Raw genomic sequence first — 23,938 nt, forward strand, 5'->3', positions numbered from 1 at the left:
ACACGACGGCGTCGACCGCGACCTTCGCGGCGATCACGGGCACTCCGGCGTCGACGAGGAGCGCGACACCGACGTACCCGACCGCGAGCAGCACCGCGGCGAGTCCCGCGTAGCGCACGAGCTGTCGTCGGAGAGACCCTCCCTCGGCCGCGCGGAACACCACGGCGCGGTTGAGTGCGAAGTTCACCGTGGCGCTCAGCACCCGCGCGCCGACCATCGACGGCAGCAGCATCCCGGAGGCGGCGTACAGCAGGTGCAGCGCGGCCACGTCGAGGACGAACGACCCGAACGAGACGAGGACGTACCGCAGGAGCGGACGCAGGACCGCCAGCGAATCCCGGACCGGACGGAAGTGCGATGAGGCATTGCCGTCGAGGTAGACGGTCGCGATCTCGATCTCGCGGATCGGCACGCGACGCCGCGCGAAGTCGAGGAGCACGTTCATCTCCCAGGCGAAGCGCTCTCCCGTCACCGCCAGCACCTCGGGGATGCGAACGGCGGGGATGCCGCGCAGACCCGTCTGCGTGTCGTGCACACCCACTCCCCCGACCGTGCGGAAGAGCGTGCGGGAGACGGCGTTGCCGACGCGGCTGCGCAGGGGCACGACGCCGGTGAATCGGCGACCGCCCAGGACGACGACGTCCCCCTGCGCGGTCGCTTCGCCGACCGCAGCGATGTCGTCCGGACGATGCTGCCCGTCGCTGTCGGCGGTGACGACGTCCTCCCCCGGCCAGCGATGCGCGATATGCGTGAGTCCGTGCCGCAGAGCGCTCGCTTTCCCGACGTTCTCGGGTTCGTGCAGCACCTCGACGCCGTGATCCTCGACGCGACGGAACAGCTCGGCGTATGCCTCCCCGCTGCCGTCGTCGACGACGAGCATCCGATGCCCTGCGCCATCCAGCGCCTCGACCAGCTCGACCATCCGCTCATCCGGCTCGTACGCCGGGATTAGGACGATCACGAGCCGCTCCCGGCGATGTAGAGGATGTCGCTCGTGCCGCGCTCGCCGCCGTTGGACGGCTGGTTGACGACTTCGCCGTCGAAGTACAGGGTGGACGATCCTCCGCCATCGAGGTTGTAAGCCGTCGTTGCGCCGAGCGACACCATGATGTCGGCGAGCTCCGTCATGGTGACCCCGCGACTGTAGCCCTCATCGCGCCCATCGACGACGACGAAGACGAGGTGGTTGTCGTCGATCACGCCGACGGCGGTGCGCGGCTGCTCGCCCTGGATCGAGTGATTGCCGAAGTTCGTGTCGACCTCGACGTCCTCGATGCCGGCGAGTACCGATCCGTCCTCGACGATCGCCGGCCCGAAGGACAGGGTGTTCCAGACGCCGTCGGCGATGAGCTCATCTGCGGTGGTCGCGGTCTCGTCGTACACCTCGACGTGCCCGTCCTGGTAGAAGGCCAGCCCGTCGCGCGCTCCGTCGTCGCGGTAGACGACCCCGTTGCGGATGACGATGCCGGTGTCACGGAACCCGTAGTAGTCGCCGTTGATCGCGAAGATCGCGTCGTGGTCCGCTGCGATGGAGCTCGTCGTCTCGGTGATGTTCGTCCCGTACGCATCGCCGGCGAAAGCGGAGCGCAGCGCCGTCGCATCCGTCAGCGTGACATCGGCCACGTAGTACGTGACCGTGTCGGTGCCGGATCCGGTGGTGACGGTCGACAGCGTGATGTCGGCCTGATCGGAGGTGTACGAGGTGTCGGTCGTCTCACCGTTGGTCGTCGTCGTGACCGCGTCATCCGTCGTGCTCTGCGCCGCCTCGTAGGACGAGACGTCACTGATCGCGACGTGTTCGATGAGGTAGCGATCCGCGGCCCAGATTCCCCCGCCGCCGAGGGCGAGTGCGGCGGCGACGGCGGAGGCGATGACCGGGCGTCGGCCCCGGCGTCGACGTGGGCGGGAAGGGGTGTCGTGTGCGGTGTCCATGCTCCAGGAGTACGGCTCACGCCTATCGGCATCCTTTCCCGAATCTCGGCGAAGCCGGTCGTTCCGCTATGGGTCCTCGATGAGCACGCACATTCGTCATCCGCGCATAGACGAGACATAGAGAGCGCATAGACGTGAACGCCTGAATGGTCGGACACTTTCCCCACAGACTCAGGAGTCCCCATGGCCAGCATCGTCATGATCGCCGCCGACCTCGTCGCCATCGCGATCCTCGCCCTCGGCATCTACTTCACCCGACACCGTCGCCGCGACCTCCTCGTCGCGTTCGTCGGCGTCAACGTCGGTGTGCTCGCCGTCGCCGTCGTGCTCTCGGGAGCGACGGTAGCGCTGGGCCTCGGACTGGGGCTGTTCGGCGTGCTGTCGATCATCCGCCTGCGCTCCTCGGAGATCTCGCAGCGCGAGGTCGCCTACTACTTCGCCTCGCTCGCCCTCGGACTGATCGCGGGACTCTCCACGGATGTGTCTCCGACGGCTCTCGGCCTGATGGCGCTCATCATCGTCGCGCTGTACGTCGCCGACCACCCGCGGGCCCTCGCGCGCTCGCGGCACCTCACGATCTCCGTCGACCGCGCGTACACCGACGAGCGCGCGCTCGCGTCGCACCTGGAGAGCGTGCTCGACGGTCCCGTGACGCAGCTCACGGTGCTGCAGATCGATCTGGTCAACGACACGACGCTCGTCGATGTGCGCTACCGCGCATCCGCGTCCGTCGAGGTCGGCGCCGCGCTGAGCGGAGCCCGCCGATGACTCCCCCGACGCTCGCCCCCATCGGACTGGACGAACTCGTGGCCGAGGCCGCCCTCCTCACCCGTGTGGATCGCAAATACGTGCTCTCGTCGGTGGAGGCCGAGACGGTGCTGGCCGCGCTGCCGCGCGACACCAGGGTGCTGACGATCGACGGCCGAACGGCATTCGCCTACGAGTCGCACTACTTCGACACGCCCGACCTGCTCAGCTACCGCCTGGCCGCGCTGGGCCGCCGCCGTCGCTTCAAACTGCGCACGCGCAGTTACGTCGACACCGCCGACGCCTTCCTCGAGCTGAAGACCCGCGGGGCCCGCAGCACGACGGTCAAGGAACGCATCGAGTACGACTTCGACGCGCGCGATGCGCTCAGCCCTGACGGGCTCGAGTACGCCTCCGAGGGTCTCCGCCCTCTCGGGCTCACCGACGCCTCCGAGCTCGAACTGCAGGCGACCCTCGCGACGCGCTATCGGCGGACGACGCTCCTGGCGCCCGACGGCGGCGGCCGCGCCACGGTCGATGCCGCACTCGCGTGGGAGCTCGCCGACGGAACCCGTATGCGCACCCCGGGCCTCGTCATCATCGAGACGAAGTCCGGGCTGCGCACCGGCGACCTCGATCGGCTGCTGTGGCGCCACGGCATCCGCCCGTCGAGCATCAGCAAATACGGCACCGGCCTCGCCGCGATGCGCCCTGACCTGCCCTCGAACAAGTGGACGCGCGTACTCCGGCGCAGCGTCCTGCCCACGGCGACCGCCGCCTGACCCGCGAAAGAGAGTGACCATCATGAACACGAAGAACCGAATCCTGCTCGCCGCCGCTCCCTTCGCCCTCGCCGGCATCGTACTCGCGGGCTGCACCGCGACGACCGCGACCTCCGCCGCATCGGCGACCACCGAGACGGCGGCGACCGTCCAGGACGTCGATGCGACGCTGACCGCCGAGCAGGTGCTCGCAGACAACGAGGACGCGACGACGGTCGACGCCGAGGAGGCCGGGGCATCCGGGTCGACGATCACGCTGGACGGCGACACCGCGACGGTCGACGGCGACGGCGTGACCGTCGAGGGGTCGACCGTCACGATCACCGCCGGTGGCACGTACGCGATCATCGGATCACTCGACGGGGCGGTCGTCGTCGATGCACCCGAGGACGCGGTCGTGGCGATCACGCTCGACGACGCGTCGATCACGAACGCCGCCGGATCCGCTCTCTCGATCCTCAGCGCCGACGACGTCGCGATCGTGCTGGCGGACGGCAGCGCCAACAGCCTGTCGGACGCCTCGTCGTACGCCGACGATGCCGAAGCGAACGCCGCTCTCTACAGCGATGCCGATCTGACGATCAGCGGCGACGGATCGCTCACGGTCCACGGGAACGGCAACGACGGCATCACCAGCAAGGACGACCTCAAGATCCTCAGCGGCACCCTCACGGTCACCGCCGCCGACGACGGGCTGCGCGGGAAGGACTCGCTGACGATCGAGGGCGGGAGAATCGCCGTGACCGCCGGCGGTGACGGACTCACGAGCGATCAGGACGCCGACGCGACACGCGGCTACCTCTGGGTGTCTGGCGGCGAGATCGCGGTCACGAGCACGGGCGACGGGCTCTCGGTGGCCACGGATCTCGTGGTCACCGGCGGGGGGATCTCCGTCTCGAGCGGCGGCGGGTCGGCCCAGTCCCCGAGCGAGGACGTCTCCTCGAAGGCGCTCAAGGGCGGCGTCTACGTCGTCGTCGAAGGAGGGACGATCGACGCGGATGCCGCGGACGACGCCGTGCACTCGAACGGCGCGGTGCACATCAACGCGGGAGCCCTCACGCTCGCCACGGGCGACGATGGCATCCATGCCGACACCGCCCTGTTCATCGACGGCGGCGAGACCGACATCACCCGCTCGTACGAGGGACTGGAGAGCGCCCAGATCACGATCGACGCGGGCACCGTGTTCGTCACGGCATCCGACGACGGTCTCAACGCCTCCTCGGGAAGCGGCGAGAGCATGCAGGACAGCGGCGAGATGATCACGATCAACGGCGGCGACGTCACGGTCGATGCCGAGGGCGACGGCTTCGACTCGAACGGCTCGGCGACCATGACCGGCGGCAGTCTCACGGTGTGGGGTCCGACCGGTGACGGGAACGGCGCGATCGACGTGAACGGCACCTTCGACGTGTCCGGCGGAACGCTTCTCGCGGCCGGGAGTGCGGGCATGGCGATGGCACCGACGACCGACTCCGCTCAGGGATGGGTGTTCGCGTCTGCCTCGGGCTCGGCGGGATCCACTGTGCAGATCGTGTCTGACGGCACCGTCGTGGCGGAGTACACCGCCGTGAAGGCGTTCGCCACGGTGGTGTACTCGGGCGCCGGGATCGTGAGCGGCGGCAGCTATGACGTGGTCGTCGACGGCACCACGACCACCGTGACGGCCGGTGAGGGCGGAACGAGCGGGATGGGCGGCCAGCCCGGAGGCGGTCAGGGAGGCGGGATGCCCGGTGGCAGCGCTCCGAGTCGTGGCGCCCAGGGTGACGGCGACGAGTCCTAGACCGCGCCCACGCCGAACAACAGGCCGAGCAGGTACGTGATCGCCGCGGCGCCGAACCCGATCGCCAGTTGGCGCAGGGCTCGGCGCAGTGGCGGTCCTCCGGAGAGGATGCCGACCATGGCACCGGTGCTCAGCAGCGCGATGCCGACGAGTACGAGCGCGACGATGACGGCGGTCGCACCCTGCAGGCCGAAGATCCAGGGGAGGACGGGGATGATGGCGCCCGACGAGAACAGCAGGAAACTGGAGATCGCAGCGGTCCAGTCGCTGCCGACGATCTCGTTCTCATCGCCATGCGTGCGGATCGGACCGGTCGCCGTGCGCCGCACTCCCGCCTGCGCCGCCGTCACGATGCGGCGCGCCTTCGCGAGAGCCTCCTCGGGATCCGCGCCCCGGGCGCGATAGACGAGGGCGAGCTCGTTCTCGTCGATGTCGAGGTCGTGAGCGGATGCCGCGGCATCCTCGTTCGCCTCGGTCGCCGCGAGGAGCTCGCGTTGGGACCGCACGGAGACGAACTCCCCCGCCCCCATCGACAGCGCGCCCGCGAGGAGCCCGGCGATTCCGCTGAAGAGCACGAACCCGGAGCTGACCCCCGTGGCTCCGATGCCGAGAACCAGCGCGAGGTTGCTGACGAGCCCGTCGTTGGCGCCGAAGACCGCCGCGCGGAAGGATCCCGACAGACGGCGGCGCCCGCGGGCGGCGAGACCACGCACCACCTCGGAGTGCACCTTCTCGTCGGCGCGCATGGCCGGAGTCGCATACTGCTCGGCATCGTACGGCGATCGCGCCTCGGCGCTCTGCGCGAGCGCGAGCACGAAGATCGACCCGAAGCGCCCGGCCATCCAGCCCAGCATCCGCGAACGGACTCCGGCGCGAGGCAGGCGGGCCGGCTCACCGCCGAGGAGGTCGAGCCAGTGCTGCTCGTGCCGGCGCTCGGCGTCGGCGAGGCGGAGCAGGATGTCGCGCTCCTCCCCCGTCCGACGCGCGGCGAGACGCTGGTACACCGTCCCCTCGGCGCGCTCCTCGACGAGGTAGCGGGCCCAGCGGCGACGGTCGGCGGCCGTGGGTTCGGCGGCGAGCGGAGCGGTCATATCTGACTCCTCGGGTGCGTGGACAACCGTTCCACGCTATCCGCGACGGGTAGACGGGACCCAGCGGAAGCCGGGATTGCCAGCATTTCGGGAATCCGAAGCGCTCAGGTGCGCACGCGCTTGCGGAGGATCTCGATCCGGGACTGGAGCTGGGTGACGGTGGCCTGCGCGACCGCCGGCCCGCCGCAGATACGACGCAGCTCGGCGTGCACCGCACCGTGCGGTTCGCCCTTCTGCCGCGCGTAGAGGCCGACCAGACTGTTGAGGAGCTGGCGCTGTTCCTTGAGCGTGCGGTGCAGCGGCGGCGGGAGCGTCGTCGTCTCGGTCGGCCCGGCCGAGGCTTCACGCGCCTCCCGCAGGCGCGATTGCCGGGACTGCCGCTGCATGAGCAGTTCGTGCACGTGCTCGGGCTCGAGGAGGCCGGGGAAACCGATGAATTCCTCCTCTTCGGGTGTGCCGGGTTCGGCCAGCTGCCCGAACTCCTGGCCCTCGAAGACGACCCGGTCGAAGTGCGCGACCGAGGACAGCGCCTGGTAGCTGAACTCCTGGGTCAGCGCGTCGGAGGTCTCCTCCTCACGATTCGCGCTCTCGAGGAGCGAATCCTCGAGGCCGTCGTCGTCTTTCGACTGCCGATCGAGCGCGTGGTCGCGCTGCTTGTCCATCTCGTTCGCGAGGCCCATGAGCACGGGCACCTGCGGCAGGAAGACACTGGCCGCCTCACCGCGACGCCGCGCGCGCACGAATCGACCGATCGCCTGCGCGAAGAACAGCGGCGTCGACGACGAGGTCGCATAGACGCCCACGGCGAGGCGGGGCACGTCGACGCCTTCCGACACCATGCGCACGGCCACCATCCAGCGCTGCTCGCCCGCGCTGAACTTCTCGATGCGCTCCGAGGCCGTCGCGTCGTCGGAGAGCACGATCGTCGCCTGCTGGCCCGTGATGCTGTGCAGGATCTTGGCGTAGGCGCGAGCGACCGTCTGATCGGTCGCGAGCACCAGACCACCGGCATCCGGCACGTGGTGGCGGATCTCGGTGAGGCGGCGATCGGCGGCGGAGAGGACGGCCGGCATCCACTCCCCCTCCGGGTCGAGCGCCGTGCGCCAGGCCTGCGAGGTGACGTCCTTGGTGTTGTCCTGCCCGAGGTGCGTCTCGAGTTCGTCGCCCGATGTGGTGCGCCACCGCATCTTGCCCGCGTACATGTGGAACAGCACGGGACGCACGACGCCGTCGGCGAGGGCGCGGCCGTATCCGTAGTTGTAGTCGGTGCGCGAGATCCGCGCGCCGGATTCGTCGGGGTGGTACTCGACGAACGGGATCGGTGCGGTGTCGCTGCGGAACGGCGTGCCGGAGAGCAGGAGCCGTCGCTTCGCCGGGCCGTAGGCGTCGCGGATCGCATCGCCCCAGCTGAGCGCGTCACCGCCGTGGTGCACCTCGTCGAGGATCACGAGCGTCTTGGCGTCTTCGGTCAGGTGGCGGTGCACGGAGGACTTCGCCGCGACCTGCGCGTAGGTCACGACCGCTCCGTGATAGTGCCGTGCCGGCGCCCAGTCGCTGTTGCGGAAGCGCGGGTCGAGGCGGATGTGCACCCGCGCCGCGGCATCCGCCCACTGGGTCTTGAGATGCTCGGTGGGTGCGACCACGATGATGCGGTTCACCTCGCCCATGCGCATGAGTTCGACCGCGAGCGTGAGGGCGAAGGTGGTCTTTCCGGCACCCGGCGTCGCGGCCACGAGGAAGTCCCTCTGGTCGGCGGCGAAGTACTGTTCGAGCGCCTCCTGCTGCCAGGCGCGCAGCTTGTTGGCGGTTCCCCAGGGGGCGCGCTGTGGGAAGGACGGAGAGAGCATCGGCTCAACGATAATCGCTCCGTCGGACATCGGCGCGCGCCCCTCCCCGACGCGCCCGGCGGAGTAGGCTCTGTCACTGCGCAGCCGTGATCGTCGAGCCGCGCGCGTTCGCGAAGGAGAGCTGGATGACAGACCAGGATTCGACCCGGACCCCCTACGTCCCCAACGAGTCGGCGCACCCGTGGCGTCGTTTCGTGGCCATCGGGGATTCGTTCACCGAGGGCATCGGCGACCCCGATCCCACGAACCCCGGCGGCCATCGCGGGTGGGCCGACCGCGTCGCCGAGGTACTCGCCGCACAGGTCGACGACTTCGCGTACGCGAATCTCGCGGTGCGGGGCAAGCTCATCTCCCAGATCGTGCACGACCAGATCGAGCCGGCCGTCGCGCTGCACCCCGACCTGGTGTCGATCTGCGCCGGCGGCAACGACGTCATCCGGCCCGGCACCGACCCCGATGCGATCGCGGCCCAGTTGGAGGATGCCGTCACCCGGCTCGCTTCCACCGGCGCGGCCATCGTGCTGTTCACCGGCATCGACACCGCTTTCACGCCCGTGTTCCGCGCGTTCCGGGGCAAGGTCGCGATCTACAACGAGAACGTCCGCGCGATCGCCGAGCGGCACGACTGCATCGTGGCCGATCAGTGGGCTCTGAAGGTCGTGCAAGACATGCGGTTCTTCGACGACGACCGCCTGCACTACAACTCCCTCGGTCACCACGAGGTCGCGCGCATGGTGCTGCGCGCGCTGAACGTGCCGAACGATCTCGAGTCGCTGCAGCCGGAACCGCTGCCGATCCGCACGTGGCGCGAGGCCCGGGGCGAAGACCTCGGCTGGGCGCGCGAGCATCTGGTGCCCTGGGTGCTGCGCCGCCTGCGGCACCAGTCCTCGGGCGACCACATCGCGGCGAAGCGTCCCGAACCGTCGCCGATCATCTTCCCCGACACCCACTGACGCCCGTGCGCATCGTCGCCGCCTCGGGCCTCGGCTAGCGGGTCGCGTAGAAAGCGACCGCCGACGCGGCAGCCACGTTCAGGGAGTCGACACCGCCCATCATCGGGATCGTCACCCGGCGGTCGAGGATCGCATCGGTGGCTGGTGTGATGCCGTGGCCTTCTGTGCCGAACACCAGGGCGAGCTTCTCGTGGTCCTCGACGACGAGGTCGTCGAGAGCGATCGCTCCCTCCCCCAGCGTCATGCCCGCGACGACGTAACCGGCGTCCTGCAGTTCGTGGATGCCCGCGGGCCACTCCGGGATCCGCGTCCAGGGCACCTGGAACACCGTGCCCATCGAGACACGCACCGCCCGGCGGTACAGCGGGTCCGAGCAGTCCGGCGAGATGAGGATCGCGTCGACGCCGAGCGCCGCGGCCGACCGGAACAGCGCCCCGATGTTCGTGTGGTCGGCGAGCCCCTCGAGGATCGCGATGCGCGATCGGGCGTTCTTCCGTGCGCCCAGGGTCTCCGCGACGGACGGCAGGGGCGGGCGGTGCATCGATGCGATCGCTCCGCGGTGGACCGCGAACCCGGTGACCGCCTCGGCGACGTCATCCGGTACCACGTACACCGGAACGTCGAACCCGGCGATGATGGTGCGGATGCCCTCGAGCCGCCGCTCCTGCACGAGCACCGACCTGGGCGAATGCCCCGCACCGATCGCGCGCTCGATCACCTTCGACGACTCTGCGATGTACAGTCCGCCGGCCGGTTCACGGATGCTCCGCAGGGCCGTGTCGGTGAGCGACCGGTACTCGTCGAGACGCGAGTCGGTCGGCGAGTCGATGTGCACGATATCCATAGACGTCCACCTTCCCACGCGGTGACCCTCCTCCGAGGAAGCCGGGTGCCGACCGGCCCCGTAGAATCGCTCGGGGAGGATCAGTGACCACGATCGCAGACGACGAGCTCCGGCTCCGCATCGAGAAGGCGGCCGACCTCCTGAGAGGACGGCACATCGCGCTCCTCACCGGGGCGGGCGTCTCGACGGACTCGGGCATCCCGGCCTATCGCGGCGAGGGCGCGACGCCGCGGAGCAACCCGATGACGATCCAGACGTACCTCGGCGACGAGGCAGCACGCCGTCGCTACTGGGTCGGCGGGCATCTCGGCTGGCGCGCGTTCGCCCGCGCCGATCCGAACCCCGGGCACCGCGCGCTCGCGGAGATGGAATCCTCCGGGGTCGTCAGCGGTGTGATCACGCAGAACGTCGACGGTCTGCACCTGCGGGCCGGCAGCTCCCACGTGATCGAGGTGCACGGCACGATGCGCCGCGTGCTGTGCCTGCACTGCGGGCAGGTCTTCGATCGCCGCGATGTCGCCGGGCAGATCGAAGAGCTCAACCCCTGGATCACGGTGCCGGAGAACGTGCCGCTCGCTCCGGACGGAGATGTGCTGCCCGAGAGCATCGAGGGTTTCGTGATCCCCCGCTGCACCGTCTGCGACGGCATGCTCAAGCCCGACGTCGTCTTCTTCGGCGAGTACGTTCCGCAGGACCGCTTCCGCGCCGCGGAGTCCCTGCTGCGGTCGAGCACGGCGATGATCGTCGCCGGCTCCTCACTCGTCGTGAACTCCGGAGTCCGGCTCGTCGAGCGCGCCCGCCGCCGCAGCATCCCCCTGATCATCGTCAACCGCGAGCCGACCCGCGCGGATGCCTGGGCCGATGTCACCATCGCCGCCGGCACCAGCGACGTGCTCCCCGCCCTGCAGGAGCTTCTCTCGTGACTCTGCTCACCCTCGTCCGCCACGGCCAGACCGACTGGAACCTGGCCCGCCGTATCCAGGGATCGACCGACATCCCGCTGAACGAGACCGGCCGCGCCGATGCCCGATGGGCGGCAGAACAGCTCGCGGACGGCGTGCACCACACCATCTACGCGAGCCCACTGGTGCGGGCGCGCGAGACCGCCGAGATCATCGCGAGCGAGCTCGGGCTCGCCGCCCCCACGCTCGACGCCGATCTGCGGGAGCGGGAGTTCGGCGAGGGAGAGGGCATGCTCGTCGCCGACTACCTCGAGACCTATGGGGACTGGCTCGCCGAGGTCCCCGGTGCCGAGACGCTCGAGGGCGTGGCTGACCGAGCACTCAGGGCGCTCGATCGGATCGCCCTCGATGCGCGTCGCCGTTCGGCTCCTCTCGCCGAATCCGTCATCGTCGTCGCCCACGGCGGAGTGATCCGCTCGCTGATCGACCACGTGTCGGGAGGCACGCTCCCCCGCGTCGGCGACATCATCCGCAACGGTTCCGTGACGCGGTTCGAGGCGTCCCCCGGTTCGCTGCGCCTGCTCGAGGAGACCGTGCTGCTCTGAGAGGCGCGGGCGGGCGAATGCCCGCTCAGTGCGCCCGCGCGACGATCGAACGCGCGTGCCGCAGCACCGGTTCGTCGACCATCCGCCCCTCGAATCGGAAGACCCCCCGCTCCTCCTCGGCCGCCACGAGCACTCCGCGCGCCCACTCGACGCTCGCCGGATCGGGACGATAGGCCGCGCGGATGACCGGCACCTGCGAGGGGTGGATGCACGCCGTCGCGCGAAAGCCGGAAGCGACGGCATCCGACGCCTCCTCCTCCAGCCCGTCGACGTCGTCGATGTCGACGTGCACGGCATCGATGGCACCCTTGCCGTGTGCTGCGGCGGCGAGCAGGACCCTCGTGCGCGCGTACCGGGCGATGTCGCGGTACGCGCCGTCCGGTCGGCGGCTCGACGTGCCACCGATCGAGGCGACCAGGTCTTCCGCACCCCACATGAGGGCGATGACCCGTCCGTGCTCCGCGATGCGCTCGGCTGCCTGTACTCCTCGGGCGGTCTCGCACAGCACGATGACGGCATACTCTGCATCGAAGGCGTCGAGCGCCGACGGATCCTCGGTCTTGGCGACCATGATCGTTCGGAACGGCGAGGCCGCCACGGCGGCCAGATCGGCGGCGAACTCCGCAGTGCTCGGCGCGTTGACGCGCACGATGACGCGCGCCGGATCGAGGTCGGCCGTCCGCACGTTCTCGCGCGCCGATGCCTTCGCCGCGGGAAGCACGGCGTCTTCGAGATCGAGGATGACGGCATCCGCTCGTTCCGCCGCTTTCGCGAATCTCTCCGGACGGTCCGCCGGGCAGAACAGGAGTGCGGGGCCCAGGTCGAAGGTCATGAGGTCTCCTCGGGACGGCGGTGCACGAGCACCGAGCGGGTGGCGGTCGCGACGATCGTGCCGTCCTGGTTGCGTCCGGTATGCGCGATCTCCACGATCCCCTGCGTCGGGCGAGACGACGACGGTCGCATCCCGGTCACGACGCTCTCGGTGTACAGCGTGTCGCCGGCGAAGAGCGGATGCGGGAAGCGGATGTCGCCGAGTCCGAGCTGTGCGACGAGCGTGCCCTGCGTCAGCTGGGCCACGGATGCCCCGACCATCGTCGACAGCGTCCACATCGAGTTCATGAGGCGAGCGTGGAAGGGCTCCTGGGCATCGGCGAACGCCGCATCGAGATGCAGGGCCTGCGTGTTCATCGTGAGGGTCGTGAACAGCACGTTGTCGGCCTCGGTGGCCGTGCGACCCGGGCGGTGCAGATAGCGGGTCTCGAGTTCGAACTCCTCGAAGTAGAGGCCCCTCTGGACGATCTCCTGCGCGCTCATGCCCCCACGCTACCCGGCGAGTCCGAGGCCCCGCGCGATCACGAGCAGCTGCACCTCGGTGGTTCCCTCGCCGATCTCGAGGATCTTCGAGTCGCGATAGTGGCGCGCCACGGGGAACTCATTCATGAACCCGTTGCCGCCGAAGATCTGCGTGGCATCACGGGCGTTGTCCATCGCCGCCTCGCCCGCGACGAGCTTCGCGATCGCCGCCTGCTCCGCGAACGGGCGGCCCTCGTCGCGCAACCGTGCCGCATGGTGCCAGGCGAGACGGGCCGTGTGCACACGCACCCGCATGCGTGCCAGCGTGAACTGGGCGTTCTGCCGCGTGCTCAGCGCGCTTCCGAAGACCGTGCGGCTCTTCGCATAGGCGACGGCCTCCTCCAGGCAGCCCTCGGCCGCGCCGGTGGCGAGTGCGGCGATGGCGATGCGCCCCTCGTCGAGGATGCTGAGGAAATTGCGGAAGCCCTCTCCCCGCTCACCGAGCAGGTTCGCGGCGGGAACCCGCACCCCGTCGAGGGTGAGCGGATGCGTGTCGGAGGCGTTCCACCCCACCTTGTCGTACGGCGCTTCGACCGTGAAACCGGGAGTGCCGTTCGGCACGATGATCGTCGAGATCTCCTTGCGACCGTCCACACTCCCCGTCACCGCCGTGACGGTCACGAAACGCGTGATCGGAGTGCCGGAGTTCGTGATGAACTGCTTGGTGCCGTCGACGACCCAGTCCTCGCCGTCGAGTCGTGCGGTCGTGCGCGTGGCACCGGCGTCGCTCCCCGCCTCCGGTTCGGTGAGCCCGAAGCCGGCCAGGGCGCGGCCGGCGAGCAGGTCGGGGAGCAACTCGTTCTTCTGCGTCTCCGTGCCGAAGCGGAAGATCGGCATGGCGCCGAGGCTCACACCGGCCTCGAGCGTGATCGCGATCGACTGATCGACCCGGGCGAGTGCCTCGATCGCGATGCCCAGCGCGAGATAGTCACCGCCCTGTCCGCCGTACTCCTCCGGGAAGGGCAGGCCGAACAGTCCGAGATCTCCCATCTGCGCGACCACGTCCATCGGCAGGGTGTGCGTGCGGTCCGCCTCGTACGAGCGCGGAGCGACGACGGTCTCGGCGAACTCGCGCACCATGCCGGCGAGTTCACGCTCCTCGGGACTCAGGTCGTCCATGTGTCTGTCTCCTCCGTCGTCGTATCCGTCATCACGCGCACGACGGGTTCGCCGCGCCGCACCTGATCGCCCACGGCCACGAGCACCCGCACGACACCGTCGTGCGGAGCGAGCACCGGGTGCTCCATCTTCATCGCCTCGATCGACACGAGCGCTGCTCCTGCGCTGACGCGGTCGCCGTCCTGCACATGCACCGCGACCACGCTCCCCGGCATCGGCGCACGCCCTTCCGGTTCGGTGGCGGATGCCGCGTCGGATCGGGCGGCGAGGCGACGATCGAGCGCCCCGCGACGGTCGAGCGGGCGCAGGCGCACACCGCGCCCGTCCTCGGCGACCCAGAGGGCGCCGTCCGCATCGGCACGTGCGACCGCGTGGCACCGCACGCCGTCGAGAGGTGACGCCTCCACGACGGTGTCATCGTCGGTGAGGAACACTCGCGCCGCTGTGGCCGACGGAACGCCGCCGAGACGCCACCCCGAGCCGTCGTTCCACGGCGACAGTGCATCGGCATCCGCCCGGTCGGAGAGCACGACCCGCGAAGCCGCGTCGATCATGCCGGGTGACGGCGGCTCCGGTGCGATCGGGAGCAGGGTCTCGATGAGCCCGGTGTCGAGGTCGCCCGCTCGCACGCGCTCGTCCCGGCAGAGGGTGCGCAGGAACGCGATGTTCGTCTCGACACCCAGCACGACGGTGCGGGAGAGAGCGGTGTCGAGACGCTGGAGCGCGGTCTCGCGATCATCTGCGACGGCGATGATCTTGGCGATCATCGGGTCGTAGAAACCGGTCACCGCGGATCCGGTCTCGACGGCGGAGTCGACGCGCACACCGGGCGGGGGCGTGAAGAGCAGGATGGTCCCCGTCGAGGGCACGAAACCCCGCTCGGGTGCCTCGGCGTAGACGCGCGCCTCGACCGCATGCCCGTGCACGATGGGCGCGACATCGAGGGAGAGACCTGCCGCGACCCGGAGCTGCAGAGCGACGAGATCGATACCCGTCACCTCCTCGGTGACCGGATGCTCGACCTGCAGGCGGGTGTTCATCTCGATGAAGAACACCCTTGTCGGGTCGTCGGCGTCGATCAGGAACTCGACCGTGCCCGCCCCGATGTACGACACGCTCTCGGCAGCGCGCACCGCCGCCCGGAAGAGGTCCTCCCGGGTGGCGGCGGAGATGCCGACGGACGGTGCCTCCTCGAAGACCTTCTGGTGCCGCCGCTGGAGCGTGCACTCGCGCTCGCCGAGGGCGATGACCGTGCCGTGGACGTCACCGAACACCTGCACCTCGATGTGGCGGGGGCGCCGGAGCAGGCGTTCGAGAACCAGGGAATCGTCGCCGAAGGCCGCTGCCGCGACGCGGCGTGCCGACGCCAGCGCACCGGACAGATCGGATGCCGCCGCAACGACCTCCATCCCCTTACCGCCGCCGCCGGAACTCGGCTTCACGAGCAGCGGATAACCGACGGCATCCGCCTCGTGCGCGATCCGCTCGTCATCGAGCCCCGCGGCGTCGAAGCCCGGGACCACGGGCACGCCGTGACGCACCACATGCTCGCGGGCGCGCGCCTTGTCACCCATGATCTGCAGCGCCTCGATGCCGGGGCCGATGAAGACGATGCCGTTCGCGCGGCAGGCTTCGGCGAGGCTCACGCTCTCGGAGAGGAACCCGTAGCCGGGGTGGATCGCCTGTGCCCCCGTGCCGAGGGCCGCCGCGATGATCGCGTCGATGTCGAGGTACGACGCGCTCGCCGGGGCGGGGCCGATCCGCACCGCCACGTCCGCCTCGTGCACATGGGGGGCATCCGCGTCAGCGTCGCTGTGGACCGCGACGCTGCGGATGTCGAGCGCGGCGAGGGTGCGGATCACGCGCCGTGCGATCTCGCCGCGGTTCGCGACGAGGACCGTGTCGAAGAGGTGCTCGCTCATCCCGTTCACATCCGGAAGACGCCGAAGCGCGGTTCGGGCAGCGGCGCGCGTGACACGACGTCGAGCGCGAGCCCGAGCACCTGCCGCGTCTGCTGCGGGTCGATGATCCCGTCGTCCCAGAGGCGGGCGGTCGCGTAGTACGGCTCTCCCTGCTCCTCGTACTGGGCACGGATCGGTTCTTCGAAGGAGGCGCGCTCCTCCAGTGTCCAGGACTCCCCTCGGCCGGTGAGCTGATCCTCCTTGACGGTCGCCAGAACGGATGCCGCCTGGTTGCCGCCCATCACCGAGATCCGGCTCGCCGGCCAGGTCCACAGGAAGCGCGGCGAGTACGCGCGACCGCACATCGAGTAGTTGCCCGCCCCGAAGGAGCCGCCGATGATCACCGTCAGTTTCGGCACCCGGCAGCTCGCGACGGCGGTGACCATCTTCGCGCCGTCCTTCGCGATCCCGCCGGCTTCGGCGTCGGAGCCGACCATGAACCCGGTGATGTTCTGCAGGAAGAGGAGCGGGATGCCGCGCTGGTCGCACAGCTCGATGAAGTGCGCTCCCTTGAGCGCGGACTCGCTGAAGAGCACGCCGTTGTTCGCGACGATGCCCACGGGGTGCCCGTGAATCCGGGCGAAGGCGGTCACCAGCGTGATGCCGTACTCGGATTTGAACTCGCGGACGCTGCCGCCGTCGGCCAGGCGATCGATCACCGCGTGCACGTCGTAGGCGGCGTTGACGTCGACGGGCACCACGTCGTACAGCGAGCCCGTTTCGTCGGGTTCGCGCGTCGGGAGGACCTCCCAGGCCGGCTCACGCGGTGTCTGGAGCGTGCGCACGATGTCCCGGAGGATCTCGAGGGCATGCTCGTCGTCCTCGGCGAGGTGATCGACGACGCCGCTGCGGCGTGCATGCATCTCTCCCCCGCCGAGCTCCTCCGCCGTGACGACTTCGCCGATCGCGGCCTTCACCAGGGGCGGACCGCCGAGGAAGATCGTGCCCTGTCCGCGCACGATCACCGTCTCGTCGCTCATCGCCGGAACGTAGGCGCCACCCGCGGTGCACGATCCGAGCACGGCAGCGAGCTGCGGGATGCCCTCGGCCGACATCCGCGCCTGGTGGAAGAAGATCCGTCCGAAGTGATCGCGGTCGGGGAAGACCTCGTCCTGCTTGGGCAGGAATGCGCCGCCCGAATCCACCAGGTAGAGACAGGGCAGACGGTTCTCGCGGGCGATCTCCTGCGCACGCAGATGCTTCTTGACCGTCATCGGGAGGTACGTGCCGCCTTTGACGGTAGCGTCGTTGCAGACGACCATCACGTGTCGGCCGTGCACCAGTCCGATCCCGGCGATCACTCCGGCGCCCGGGGCTTCGCCACCGTAGAGCCCGTCTGCCGCGAGCGGTGCCACCTCGAGGAAGGGACTCCCCTCGTCGAGAAGTCGGTCGACGCGCTCGCGCGGCAGCAGCTTCCCTCGGGCGACGTGGCGCTGACGTGAGGTCTCGGGACCACCGAGCGCAGCGGCGGCGAGTCGCTCGCGCAGCCGCTCGGCGAGTGCCTCCTGGGTCACGGGCATCGCGGTGTCCTCCTCGACACGCCTCTGCGCAGCCACGGTGCTGGCGCTGCACACGAACCTTCGGTTAGTGTTCACTAACCCGATGATTCAGGTTAGCGAGGATTAACTGAGATGACAACCCCCGTCACCGCTCGAGATCGCGCCAAGGCGGAGCGCTCGGACGCGATCCGCCACGAAGCCGCGCTGCTCTTCGCCGCCCGCGGGTACAACGGCGTCAGCCTCGAGGACATCGGGGCCGCCGTGGGCGTCTCCGGCCCCGCCGTCTACCGTCATTTCGCGGGAAAGCAGGCGCTGCTCGGTTCCGTGCTCGTGAAGGTCAGCCACGATCTCCTGACGGGTGGCACACGGGTGGCGACCGCCGACGCGGACGCCGAGGAGAGGATGGAGGCGCTGATCCGCTTCCACGTCGACTTCGCTCTGCGGAACGCCGCGGTGATCCAGGTGCAGGATCGGGATGTCGTGCACCTGGCCGACGACGACCGCGCCGATGTCCGGCACGTGCAGCGCGACTACATCGAACTGTGGATCGACACGCTCGCCCCCCTGCTTACCGCCGACCGCGACGAGCTGCGCCTGCGCGTGCAGGCCTGTTTCGGCCTCATCAACTCCACGCCGCACAGCACCCGTGCTGCGGCGCGCCGCCACGCGGCCACCGGCGACGTGCTGGCGCGCATGGCTTCCGCGGCGCTGCGCAGCTAACCGAAGAGCATCGCCCGACCCGGCTCCTGCAGCACGTCGGCGACATCGCGCAGGAATCGCGCACCCTCGGCCCCGTCCACCAGACGGTGGTCGAACGAGAGGCTCAGCGTCATCATGTCGCGCAGCGCGATCTCGCCGCGGTGCTCCCAGGGCTGGCGTCGGATCGCACCCACCGCGAGGATTCCCGACTGCCCCGGCGGCAGGATCGGCGTGCCGGCATCGATGCCGAAGACCCCGATGTTCGAGATCGAGAACGTGCCGCCCTGGAGTTCCGCCGGTGTGGTCTTCCCCGCGCGAGCCGTGGCCGCGAGATCGCGGATCGCATCCGACATGCCGCCGAGGCCGAGACCCTCGGCATCCCGGATGTTCGGCACGATGAGTCCGCGGTCCGTCGCCGCAGCGATACCGAGGTCCACGTAGCGGTACTGGACGATCTCCCCGGCCGCCTGGTCCCAGTGCGCGTTCAATCCCGGCGTTCGACCGAGCGCCAGACACACGGCCTTGGCGACGACCGCGAGCTGGCCGATGCGGTGCTCGCTCCAGACACGATCGGCGCGGAGCGAGTCGAGCAGTTCGACCGTGGCCGTGACGTCGACCGTGTGGAAGACCGTGACGTGCGGCGCGGTGAAGGCGCTCTCGACCATCGCGGCCGCCGTGTGCTTGCGCACGCCCCGGATCGGGATGCGCACCTCGCGCGCCCCCTCCTCCGATGCGCCGAACGCGGGAGAGGTCTCGCGCCGTGGCGCCGCGGCTGTCCGACCTCCGGCATCCGCCCCGGTCGAGGCGAAGGAATCGATGTCTGCGCGGGTGATCACGCGGTCGCCGACGACCGCCGCGACCAGCGCGAGATCCACGCCCGCGCGCTTCGCATATGCGCGCACGGGTGGGGTCGACCGCGGGCGCTCGACGACCGGCAGCTCGGCCATGACCGAGGGCGACGCATCGTGCGGTGCGGCCTCGATCACGGCCGCATCGACCACCGGCGCGCTCGTTCCCGTGCGCCGTGCGCGCCGCGCAGGCCGCCCGGACGTCGTCGGAGCCGCCCCGTATCCGACGAGATTGGGCTGAGCCGGCTCCGCTCCGGCCGTTGGCGCGGAGGCATCCGCTTCCTCGCCCATGACCTCGAAGGCGATCAGGGGCGAGCCGACAGCGACGGTCTCCCCGGCATCGGCGTGCAACTCGGACACGGTTCCCTCGTAGGGCGAGGGGAGCTCGACGACCGCCTTCGCCGTCTCGACCTCTGCCAGCGTCTGATTGAGCGCCACCTGCTCCCCGGGGGCGACCAGCCACTGCACGACCTCGGCCTCGGTGAGGCCTTCCCCGAGATCGGGGAGTCGGAACTCGGCGATCATGCGTCCACCCCCGTTCGCGCGCCGCGATCGAGCACGCGATCCACCGCATCCAGCAGCCGGTCGAGATCGGGAAGGTGGTACTTCTCGAGCTTCGCCGGCGGGTACGGCACGTCGTGCCCCGTCACCCTCAGGGGCGCCGACTCGAGGTACTCGAAGCAGAACTCCGTGATGCTCGCGATCACCTCGGCGGCGACACCGGCCTCGCGCGAGGCCTCGTGCGCGACGACGACGCGACCCGTCTTGCGCACGGAGGCGGCCAGCGTGTCGTAGTCGACGGGCGAGAGGGAGCGCAGATCGACGACCTCGATCGACACGCCTTCGTCTTCCGCGGCCTGCGCGGCCTGGAGCGCCGTGGAGACCATCGCCCCGTAGGCGACGAGGGTCACGTCCACCCCCGTGCGGACCACCTGGGCGAGCCCCATCGGGACGGCATCCGCGAGTGGCGCATCCAGGTCGACCTCGCCCCTGTGATGGTAGAGGCGCTTCGGTTCGAAGAAGATCACCGGATCGTCGGAGGCGATCGCCTGTCGCAGGCTGCGATAGGCGTCCTCGGGGTTCGAGACGGCCACGACGCGCAGCCCCGCGGTATGGACGAAGTACGCCTCGGGCGATTCCGAATGGTGCTCGGCGGCGCCGATGCCCCCGGCCCACGGGATGCGGATCGTGATCGGCATTTTCACCCGCCCCTGCGTGCGAAAGTGCAGCTTGGCGACCTGCGCCACGATCTGGTCGAAAGCCGGGTACACGAATCCGTCGAACTGGATCTCGACCACCGGGCGGTAGCCGCGGAAGGCGAGTCCGACCGCCGTGCCGACGATGCCGGATTCCGCCAGCGGCGTGTCGATCACGCGACCGGCGCCGAACTCGTCGAGGAGACCGTCGGTGATCCGGAAGACGCCACCGAGCTTGCCGATGTCCTCGCCGAGGAGCACTACCCGGTCGTCATCGCGCATGGCCCTCCGCAATCCCGCGCCGAGGGCCTTACCCAGAGTCATTTCCGTCATGACGTCGCCTCCTCGAAGCCCGCGAGATAATCCGCGTACTCCGCGCGTTGGCGGTCGAGACCGGTGTGCGGTTCGGCGTAGACACCGTCGAAGACCGCGAGCGGTGGACGGGTCACCATTCCGAGGCACTGCGCCCGCATCTCCTTCGCCACCGCGTCCGCGGTCTCCTGCGTCTGCGCGACGTACTCATCCGGGAGCTCGCCCGCGGCACGCAGATGGGCTTCGAGACGGCTGATCGGGTCGCGGCGGCGCCAGGCCTCGAGCTCGCCTTCCGGCCGATAGCGCGTGGGGTCGTCGGCGGTCGTGTGGGGTCCCATCCGGTAGGTGACCGCCTCGATGTAGGCGGGACCCTTGCCCGAGCGTGCGTGATCGAGCGCCCACCGCATGGCGGCGAGGCAGGCGAGGACGTCGTTGCCATCGACCCGCATACTCGGGATGCCGAAGCCCGGGGCGCGACCCGCGATCGGGTACTGCGACTGCACCGCCACCGGCTCGGAGATCGCCCAGTGGTTGTTCTGGCAGACGAAGACCACGGGGGCGCGGTACGACGCCGCGAAGATCATCGCCTCGTTCACATCGCCCTGGCTGGTCGCACCGTCGCCGAAGTAGGTCACCGCGACCTCGTCGGCGCGGTCGTGCCGGATGCCGAGCGCGTAGCCGACGGCGTGCAGCGTCTGGGCGCCGATGATGATCTGGAGAGGCGCGACCCTCAGCGCGGCCGGGTCGTACGCCGATCCCTCTTCGCCGCGCCACATGCGCACGTAGTCGCCGGGCTGAGCACCCCGCGCGTAGATGACGCCGGTCTCGCGATAGCTCGGGAAGACGAAGTCGCGATCCTCCAGCGCGCGAGCGGTTCCGATCTGAGTCGCCTCCTGCCCCTGGCACGGCGCCCAGAGGCCGAGCTGTCCCTGCCGCTGAAGCGCGACGCCCTCGGCATCGATACGCCGCAGCACCACCATGTCGCGCAGCAGCCCGCGCAGCGTCTCGTGGTCGACGTCGGCGACGAAGGGGTCGAGTTGCGGATGCCGCACACGGGTGCCATCCGGAGCGAGGAGGCGCTCGGTGAGCTCCAGATCCTGCTCGGTGTCGGCGATGGGAGTGATCTGCGGTGACATCATCGTCCTCCTCGTTCTCAGCAGCCCTCGTGAGGCTCTCGCGCTGGAGCCGGCGGCGATGCCGGCATGCCCCGAGCGTACGTCCGCTGAACACGTCGCTCAAGCATTCGAGAGGCGCTTGAGCATGTTGCCAAACATCCGGGCAATCGACCCTGCTATCGTTTGGCACTATGCCTGGACTGGACCGTACCGATCTCGAGATCCTCGCCGCTCTCGCCGACGACCCGCGCGTCACGATCGTCGCGCTGGCCGAGACTCTGCGGCTGTCGCGCAACACCATCCAAGCGCGCATGACCCGGCTCGAGCAGACCGGGATCTTCCTCTCCTACGAGCGCGCCTTCTCCCCCGACGTGCTGGGTTTCCCACTGCAGGCGTTCGTCAGCATCGGGGTGCGGCAGACCGAGCTCCCGCGCATCATCAACGAGCTCGCCCGCATCCCGGAGGTCGTGCAGGCGCACGGGCTCAGCGGCTCGATCGACCTGCTCGCGCGGGTCGCGTGCCGTGACGCGCGTCACCTCTTCGACACCGACGCACGGATCCTATCGATCGAGGGTGTGGAGCGCACCGAGACGTCTCTCGCGATGGGCGAGGTCATCCCGTTCCGGGTCGCCGGGCTCATCGGCCTCGCGCGACGGGAATCCGGAGGAAGCGTCTGATCGCACCGGCGGCCTCGGCCGGCGTCTCGTAGTGGATCAGGTGACCGACCTCGGCGATCTCGACGAGCGATGCATCGGCGAAGAGGGTCGCGAGCGTGCGCTCGGCCTCGATCGGTGTGATGTCGTCGCGCTGCGCCGCGACAAGCAGCGTCGGAACGTCGATGTCGGGGGCGAACCCGCGCACGTCGTGCGAGACGCTCGCGACGAAGGCGTCGCGCAGCACGTCGCGGTCCGAGAAGCGCGAGAAGTACGTGTCGTGCTGATCGTGGATGAACCGGCGCAGAGAAGGATCGGTCGTCTTGGCCATCGTGATGCTCATCACCCGCACGATGAGGCGGTTGCGCAGAAGCGCGGTTCCGAGTCGCTCGGGCAGACGCGCGCCCAGGGCGTAGTACAGCACGGCGAGGCGGGTCATCACGCCCTTGGGCCCTTCGAGCGCCGGAGCACCGATGGGATTGATGAGGATCAGGCGGGGCGTCGCGAGCCCGCGCGCGACGGCAGCGGACGCGACGATCGACCCGAAGGAGTGACCGAGGATGACAGCGCCGGGGGCGACCTCGGCGACGAAATCGCCGAGCCACGCTGCGTACTCGTCGAGGTCGTGGGTGCGTCCGGGAAGCGGCGCCGTCTCGCCGAAGCCGGGAAGGTCGGGAGCGATCACGCGTGCCTCGGGGAGAAAGGCGAGAACGGGTTCCAGTCCGTGATGCTCGCCGCGGAACCCGTGCACCGCGACGATCGTGGTCTCGGCGTCCTCGGGCCCGTACACCCAGTACGCCGTCGTGGCGCCGCGCACCTCTGCCTCCCGTCGCTCGACGGGGAGTCGAGCCAGTCGGTCGGCGTACGGAGAGGGCACGGTCATGTCACGAGTCTACGGATTCCCGAGCGCCTCCCTCCGAATGTCGGACGCCGGATCTAGCGTGAGCCCATGGCCGACGATCTCCCGCTCCCTCCCTGGCTGCGCCGTGTCGGCGTGTTCGACCTGGAGACGACGGGGATCGACGTCACCGCAGATCGCATCGTGACCGCGCATGTCGGCGTACTCGACGCCGAGGGCCAGCAGATCGTCTCCCGCACCTGGCTCGCCGACCCCGGAGTCGAGATCCCGGAGGGCGCGACCGCGGTACACGGCGTCACAACCGGGCGCGCGCAGACCGAAGGACGCCCGGCGCGCGAGGTCGTCGCCCAGGTTCTGATCGCTCTGCGCTCACTCCTCGACCAGGGCATCCCCGTCGTCGCGTACAACGCTTCCTATGACTTCTCCCTGCTCGCACACGAGGCCGTTCGGCATGGGCTGGCCCCGCTGTCCGACCCCGCACCGATCATCGATCCCTTCGTGATCGACAAGGCCGTCGATCGTTACCGGCGGGGCAAGCGCACGCTCAGCCTCGTCGCCGCCCACTACGCGGTGACGCTCGACGGCGCGCACGAGGCCTCGGCCGACGCGATCGCCGCGGGACGGGTCGCCCAGGCGATCGCGCGGCAGTTCTCTCTGCCCGACACCCTCGACGACCTGCACACGCGTCAGATCGGATGGGCGCGGGATCAGGCCGAGAGCCTGACCGAGTACTTCATCAGCATCGGCCGCCTCGATCCGGACGACGCGGTCGACGGCACGTGGCCGGTGCGCCCGCACTCCGTCGACGAGCCCAGCCAGCTCTTCTGACGAGCAGCGG

General features: G+C 69.7%; 22 protein-coding genes and 1 pseudogene. 9 read left to right on the forward strand and 14 right to left on the reverse strand.

What is annotated here, in order from left to right; all coding sequences use genetic code 11:
• Window positions 1-22: 22 nt before the first annotated feature.
• Both ACIQTT_RS02695 and ACIQTT_RS02700 read right to left on the reverse strand, forming a co-directional pair.
• Window positions 23-922, reverse strand: a pseudogene (locus ACIQTT_RS02695) (glycosyltransferase); the annotation flags it as partial.
• A gap of 35 nt (window positions 923-957) precedes the next feature.
• Window positions 958-1,932 (reverse strand): phosphodiester glycosidase family protein, encoded by a 975-nt coding sequence (locus ACIQTT_RS02700; protein WP_402785636.1) that lies wholly within the window; start codon window positions 1,930-1,932, stop codon window positions 958-960.
• A 183-nt stretch (window positions 1,933-2,115) separates the two neighbouring features.
• On the opposite strand from ACIQTT_RS02700, the gene ACIQTT_RS02705 reads away from it, so the two are divergent.
• Genes ACIQTT_RS02705 through ACIQTT_RS02715 form a run of 3 tightly spaced genes read left to right on the forward strand, consistent with a single transcriptional unit; the run spans window position 2,116 to window position 5,244 of the window.
• The gene (locus tag ACIQTT_RS02705) at window positions 2,116-2,700 is read left to right on the forward strand and encodes a DUF4956 domain-containing protein (protein ID WP_402785639.1); all 585 of its coding nucleotides are present in this window, start codon (window positions 2,116-2,118) and stop codon (window positions 2,698-2,700) included.
• Window positions 2,697-3,461: a polyphosphate polymerase domain-containing protein gene (locus tag ACIQTT_RS02710; RefSeq protein WP_402785642.1), complete on the forward strand. Its 765-nt coding sequence runs from the start codon at window positions 2,697-2,699 to the stop codon at window positions 3,459-3,461. The genes ACIQTT_RS02705 and ACIQTT_RS02710 overlap by 4 nt, the downstream gene beginning before the upstream one ends.
• 22 nt (window positions 3,462-3,483) lie before the next feature.
• A complete protein-coding gene (locus ACIQTT_RS02715) occupies window positions 3,484-5,244 on the forward strand; it encodes a carbohydrate-binding domain-containing protein (RefSeq protein ID WP_402785645.1) in 1,761 nt (586 codons plus the stop codon).
• On the opposite strand, the gene ACIQTT_RS02720 is transcribed toward ACIQTT_RS02715, so the two are convergent.
• A complete protein-coding gene (locus tag ACIQTT_RS02720; RefSeq protein WP_402785648.1) occupies window positions 5,241-6,335 on the reverse strand; it encodes a VIT1/CCC1 family protein in 1,095 nt (364 codons plus the stop codon). The genes ACIQTT_RS02715 and ACIQTT_RS02720 overlap by 4 nt on opposite strands.
• Window positions 6,336-6,439: 104 nt before the next feature.
• A complete protein-coding gene (locus tag ACIQTT_RS02725; RefSeq protein WP_402785651.1) occupies window positions 6,440-8,182 on the reverse strand; it encodes a DEAD/DEAH box helicase in 1,743 nt (580 codons plus the stop codon).
• A 125-nt stretch (window positions 8,183-8,307) separates the two neighbouring features.
• Between ACIQTT_RS02725 and ACIQTT_RS02730 the strand changes: the two genes are divergently transcribed.
• Window positions 8,308-9,135 (forward strand): SGNH/GDSL hydrolase family protein, encoded by an 828-nt coding sequence (locus ACIQTT_RS02730; protein ID WP_402785654.1) that lies wholly within the window; start codon window positions 8,308-8,310, stop codon window positions 9,133-9,135.
• Window positions 9,136-9,169: 34 nt separating this feature from the next.
• Here ACIQTT_RS02730 and ACIQTT_RS02735 read toward each other — a convergent pair whose 3' ends face one another.
• On the reverse strand, window positions 9,170-9,979 hold the full coding sequence (locus ACIQTT_RS02735) for a TrmH family RNA methyltransferase (RefSeq protein WP_402785657.1): 810 nt from the start codon (window positions 9,977-9,979) through the stop codon (window positions 9,170-9,172).
• An 83-nt stretch (window positions 9,980-10,062) separates the two neighbouring features.
• Here ACIQTT_RS02735 and ACIQTT_RS02740 point away from each other — a divergent pair, with 83 nt between their 5' ends.
• Window positions 10,063-10,902, forward strand: coding sequence for a Sir2 family NAD-dependent protein deacetylase (locus tag ACIQTT_RS02740; RefSeq protein WP_402785660.1), 840 nt, complete (start codon window positions 10,063-10,065; stop codon window positions 10,900-10,902).
• Complete coding sequence (locus ACIQTT_RS02745; RefSeq protein ID WP_402785663.1) at window positions 10,899-11,486, forward strand: histidine phosphatase family protein; 588 nt, start codon at window positions 10,899-10,901, stop codon at window positions 11,484-11,486. Before ACIQTT_RS02740 ends, ACIQTT_RS02745 begins: the two co-directional genes overlap by 4 nt.
• Before the next feature lie 25 nt (window positions 11,487-11,511).
• Here ACIQTT_RS02745 and ACIQTT_RS02750 read toward each other — a convergent pair whose 3' ends face one another.
• Genes ACIQTT_RS02750 through ACIQTT_RS02770 form a run of 5 tightly spaced genes read right to left on the reverse strand, consistent with a single transcriptional unit; the run spans window position 11,512 to window position 17,439 of the window.
• Window positions 11,512-12,318 carry an HpcH/HpaI aldolase/citrate lyase family protein gene (locus ACIQTT_RS02750; protein WP_402785666.1) on the reverse strand — a complete coding sequence of 269 codons (807 nt, stop codon included), beginning with the start codon at window positions 12,316-12,318 and terminating at the stop codon, window positions 11,512-11,514.
• Window positions 12,315-12,800 (reverse strand): MaoC family dehydratase, encoded by a 486-nt coding sequence (locus ACIQTT_RS02755; RefSeq protein ID WP_402785669.1) that lies wholly within the window; start codon window positions 12,798-12,800, stop codon window positions 12,315-12,317. Before ACIQTT_RS02755 ends, ACIQTT_RS02750 begins: the two co-directional genes overlap by 4 nt.
• 9 nt (window positions 12,801-12,809) lie before the next feature.
• Window positions 12,810-13,958, reverse strand: a complete 1,149-nt coding sequence (locus ACIQTT_RS02760) for an acyl-CoA dehydrogenase family protein (protein ID WP_402785671.1) — start codon at window positions 13,956-13,958, stop codon at window positions 12,810-12,812.
• The gene (locus ACIQTT_RS02765) at window positions 13,946-15,880 is read right to left on the reverse strand and encodes an acetyl/propionyl/methylcrotonyl-CoA carboxylase subunit alpha (RefSeq protein WP_402785674.1); all 1,935 of its coding nucleotides are present in this window, start codon (window positions 15,878-15,880) and stop codon (window positions 13,946-13,948) included. The genes ACIQTT_RS02760 and ACIQTT_RS02765 overlap by 13 nt, the downstream gene beginning before the upstream one ends.
• Window positions 15,881-15,885: 5 nt before the next feature.
• Window positions 15,886-17,439: a carboxyl transferase domain-containing protein gene (locus tag ACIQTT_RS02770; protein WP_402785677.1), complete on the reverse strand. Its 1,554-nt coding sequence runs from the start codon at window positions 17,437-17,439 to the stop codon at window positions 15,886-15,888.
• 111 nt (window positions 17,440-17,550) lie between these two features.
• Between ACIQTT_RS02770 and ACIQTT_RS02775 the strand changes: the two genes are divergently transcribed.
• On the forward strand, window positions 17,551-18,138 hold the full coding sequence (locus ACIQTT_RS02775) for a TetR/AcrR family transcriptional regulator (protein ID WP_402785680.1): 588 nt from the start codon (window positions 17,551-17,553) through the stop codon (window positions 18,136-18,138).
• Here the strand turns inward: ACIQTT_RS02775 and ACIQTT_RS02780 are convergent.
• The 3 genes from ACIQTT_RS02780 to pdhA are packed head-to-tail and all read right to left on the reverse strand — an operon-like array spanning window position 18,135 to window position 21,609.
• Window positions 18,135-19,490 carry a dihydrolipoamide acetyltransferase family protein gene (locus ACIQTT_RS02780; protein ID WP_402785683.1) on the reverse strand — a complete coding sequence of 452 codons (1,356 nt, stop codon included), beginning with the start codon at window positions 19,488-19,490 and terminating at the stop codon, window positions 18,135-18,137. The two genes, ACIQTT_RS02775 and ACIQTT_RS02780, sit on opposite strands and share 4 nt — an antisense overlap.
• Window positions 19,487-20,494, reverse strand: coding sequence for an alpha-ketoacid dehydrogenase subunit beta (locus tag ACIQTT_RS02785; protein WP_402785686.1), 1,008 nt, complete (start codon window positions 20,492-20,494; stop codon window positions 19,487-19,489). The genes ACIQTT_RS02780 and ACIQTT_RS02785 overlap by 4 nt, the downstream gene beginning before the upstream one ends.
• Window positions 20,491-21,609 carry a pyruvate dehydrogenase (acetyl-transferring) E1 component subunit alpha gene (gene pdhA / locus ACIQTT_RS02790; protein ID WP_402785689.1) on the reverse strand — a complete coding sequence of 373 codons (1,119 nt, stop codon included), beginning with the start codon at window positions 21,607-21,609 and terminating at the stop codon, window positions 20,491-20,493. Before pdhA ends, ACIQTT_RS02785 begins: the two co-directional genes overlap by 4 nt.
• Window positions 21,610-21,779: 170 nt before the next feature.
• On the opposite strand from pdhA, the gene ACIQTT_RS02795 reads away from it, so the two are divergent.
• Window positions 21,780-22,265, forward strand: coding sequence for an Lrp/AsnC family transcriptional regulator (locus ACIQTT_RS02795; RefSeq protein WP_247622526.1), 486 nt, complete (start codon window positions 21,780-21,782; stop codon window positions 22,263-22,265).
• Here ACIQTT_RS02795 and ACIQTT_RS02800 read toward each other — a convergent pair.
• The gene (locus tag ACIQTT_RS02800) at window positions 22,225-23,124 is read right to left on the reverse strand and encodes an alpha/beta fold hydrolase (RefSeq protein WP_402785693.1); all 900 of its coding nucleotides are present in this window, start codon (window positions 23,122-23,124) and stop codon (window positions 22,225-22,227) included. The two genes, ACIQTT_RS02795 and ACIQTT_RS02800, sit on opposite strands and share 41 nt — an antisense overlap.
• 66 nt (window positions 23,125-23,190) lie before the next feature.
• Here ACIQTT_RS02800 and ACIQTT_RS02805 point away from each other — a divergent pair, with 66 nt between their 5' ends.
• Window positions 23,191-23,928 carry a 3'-5' exonuclease gene (locus ACIQTT_RS02805; protein ID WP_402785696.1) on the forward strand — a complete coding sequence of 246 codons (738 nt, stop codon included), beginning with the start codon at window positions 23,191-23,193 and terminating at the stop codon, window positions 23,926-23,928.
• Window positions 23,929-23,938: the final 10 nt, after the last annotated feature.

This window comes from Microbacterium sp. NPDC090225, from assembly GCF_044772365.1.
Lineage (GTDB): Bacteria > Actinomycetota > Actinomycetes > Actinomycetales > Microbacteriaceae > Microbacterium.

Bases quoted from the DNA above. Each gene is read 5' to 3' on its own strand.
- ACIQTT_RS02710 (WP_402785642.1), top strand. From the start codon at position 2,697: ATGACTCCCCCGACGCTCGCCCCCATCGGACTGGACGAACTCGTGGCC.
- ACIQTT_RS02800 (WP_402785693.1), bottom strand. From the start codon at position 23,124: ATGACCGTGCCCTCTCCGTACGCCGACCGACTGGCTCGACTCCCCGTC.
- ACIQTT_RS02705 (WP_402785639.1), top strand. From the start codon at position 2,116: ATGGCCAGCATCGTCATGATCGCCGCCGACCTCGTCGCCATCGCGATC.
- ACIQTT_RS02765 (WP_402785674.1), bottom strand. From the start codon at position 15,880: ATGAGCGAGCACCTCTTCGACACGGTCCTCGTCGCGAACCGCGGCGAG.
- ACIQTT_RS02775 (WP_402785680.1), top strand. From the start codon at position 17,551: ATGACAACCCCCGTCACCGCTCGAGATCGCGCCAAGGCGGAGCGCTCG.
- pdhA (WP_402785689.1), bottom strand. From the start codon at position 21,609: ATGTCACCGCAGATCACTCCCATCGCCGACACCGAGCAGGATCTGGAG.
- ACIQTT_RS02785 (WP_402785686.1), bottom strand. From the start codon at position 20,494: ATGACGGAAATGACTCTGGGTAAGGCCCTCGGCGCGGGATTGCGGAGG.
- ACIQTT_RS02730 (WP_402785654.1), top strand. From the start codon at position 8,308: ATGACAGACCAGGATTCGACCCGGACCCCCTACGTCCCCAACGAGTCG.
- ACIQTT_RS02760 (WP_402785671.1), bottom strand. From the start codon at position 13,958: ATGGACGACCTGAGTCCCGAGGAGCGTGAACTCGCCGGCATGGTGCGC.
- ACIQTT_RS02715 (WP_402785645.1), top strand. From the start codon at position 3,484: ATGAACACGAAGAACCGAATCCTGCTCGCCGCCGCTCCCTTCGCCCTC.
- ACIQTT_RS02700 (WP_402785636.1), bottom strand. From the start codon at position 1,932: ATGGACACCGCACACGACACCCCTTCCCGCCCACGTCGACGCCGGGGC.
- ACIQTT_RS02805 (WP_402785696.1), top strand. From the start codon at position 23,191: ATGGCCGACGATCTCCCGCTCCCTCCCTGGCTGCGCCGTGTCGGCGTG.
- ACIQTT_RS02755 (WP_402785669.1), bottom strand. From the start codon at position 12,800: ATGAGCGCGCAGGAGATCGTCCAGAGGGGCCTCTACTTCGAGGAGTTC.
- ACIQTT_RS02770 (WP_402785677.1), bottom strand. From the start codon at position 17,439: ATGCCCGTGACCCAGGAGGCACTCGCCGAGCGGCTGCGCGAGCGACTC.
- ACIQTT_RS02735 (WP_402785657.1), bottom strand. From the start codon at position 9,979: ATGGATATCGTGCACATCGACTCGCCGACCGACTCGCGTCTCGACGAG.
- ACIQTT_RS02725 (WP_402785651.1), bottom strand. From the start codon at position 8,182: ATGCTCTCTCCGTCCTTCCCACAGCGCGCCCCCTGGGGAACCGCCAAC.
- ACIQTT_RS02795 (WP_247622526.1), top strand. From the start codon at position 21,780: ATGCCTGGACTGGACCGTACCGATCTCGAGATCCTCGCCGCTCTCGCC.
- ACIQTT_RS02720 (WP_402785648.1), bottom strand. From the start codon at position 6,335: ATGACCGCTCCGCTCGCCGCCGAACCCACGGCCGCCGACCGTCGCCGC.
- ACIQTT_RS02780 (WP_402785683.1), bottom strand. From the start codon at position 19,490: ATGATCGCCGAGTTCCGACTCCCCGATCTCGGGGAAGGCCTCACCGAG.
- ACIQTT_RS02750 (WP_402785666.1), bottom strand. From the start codon at position 12,318: ATGACCTTCGACCTGGGCCCCGCACTCCTGTTCTGCCCGGCGGACCGT.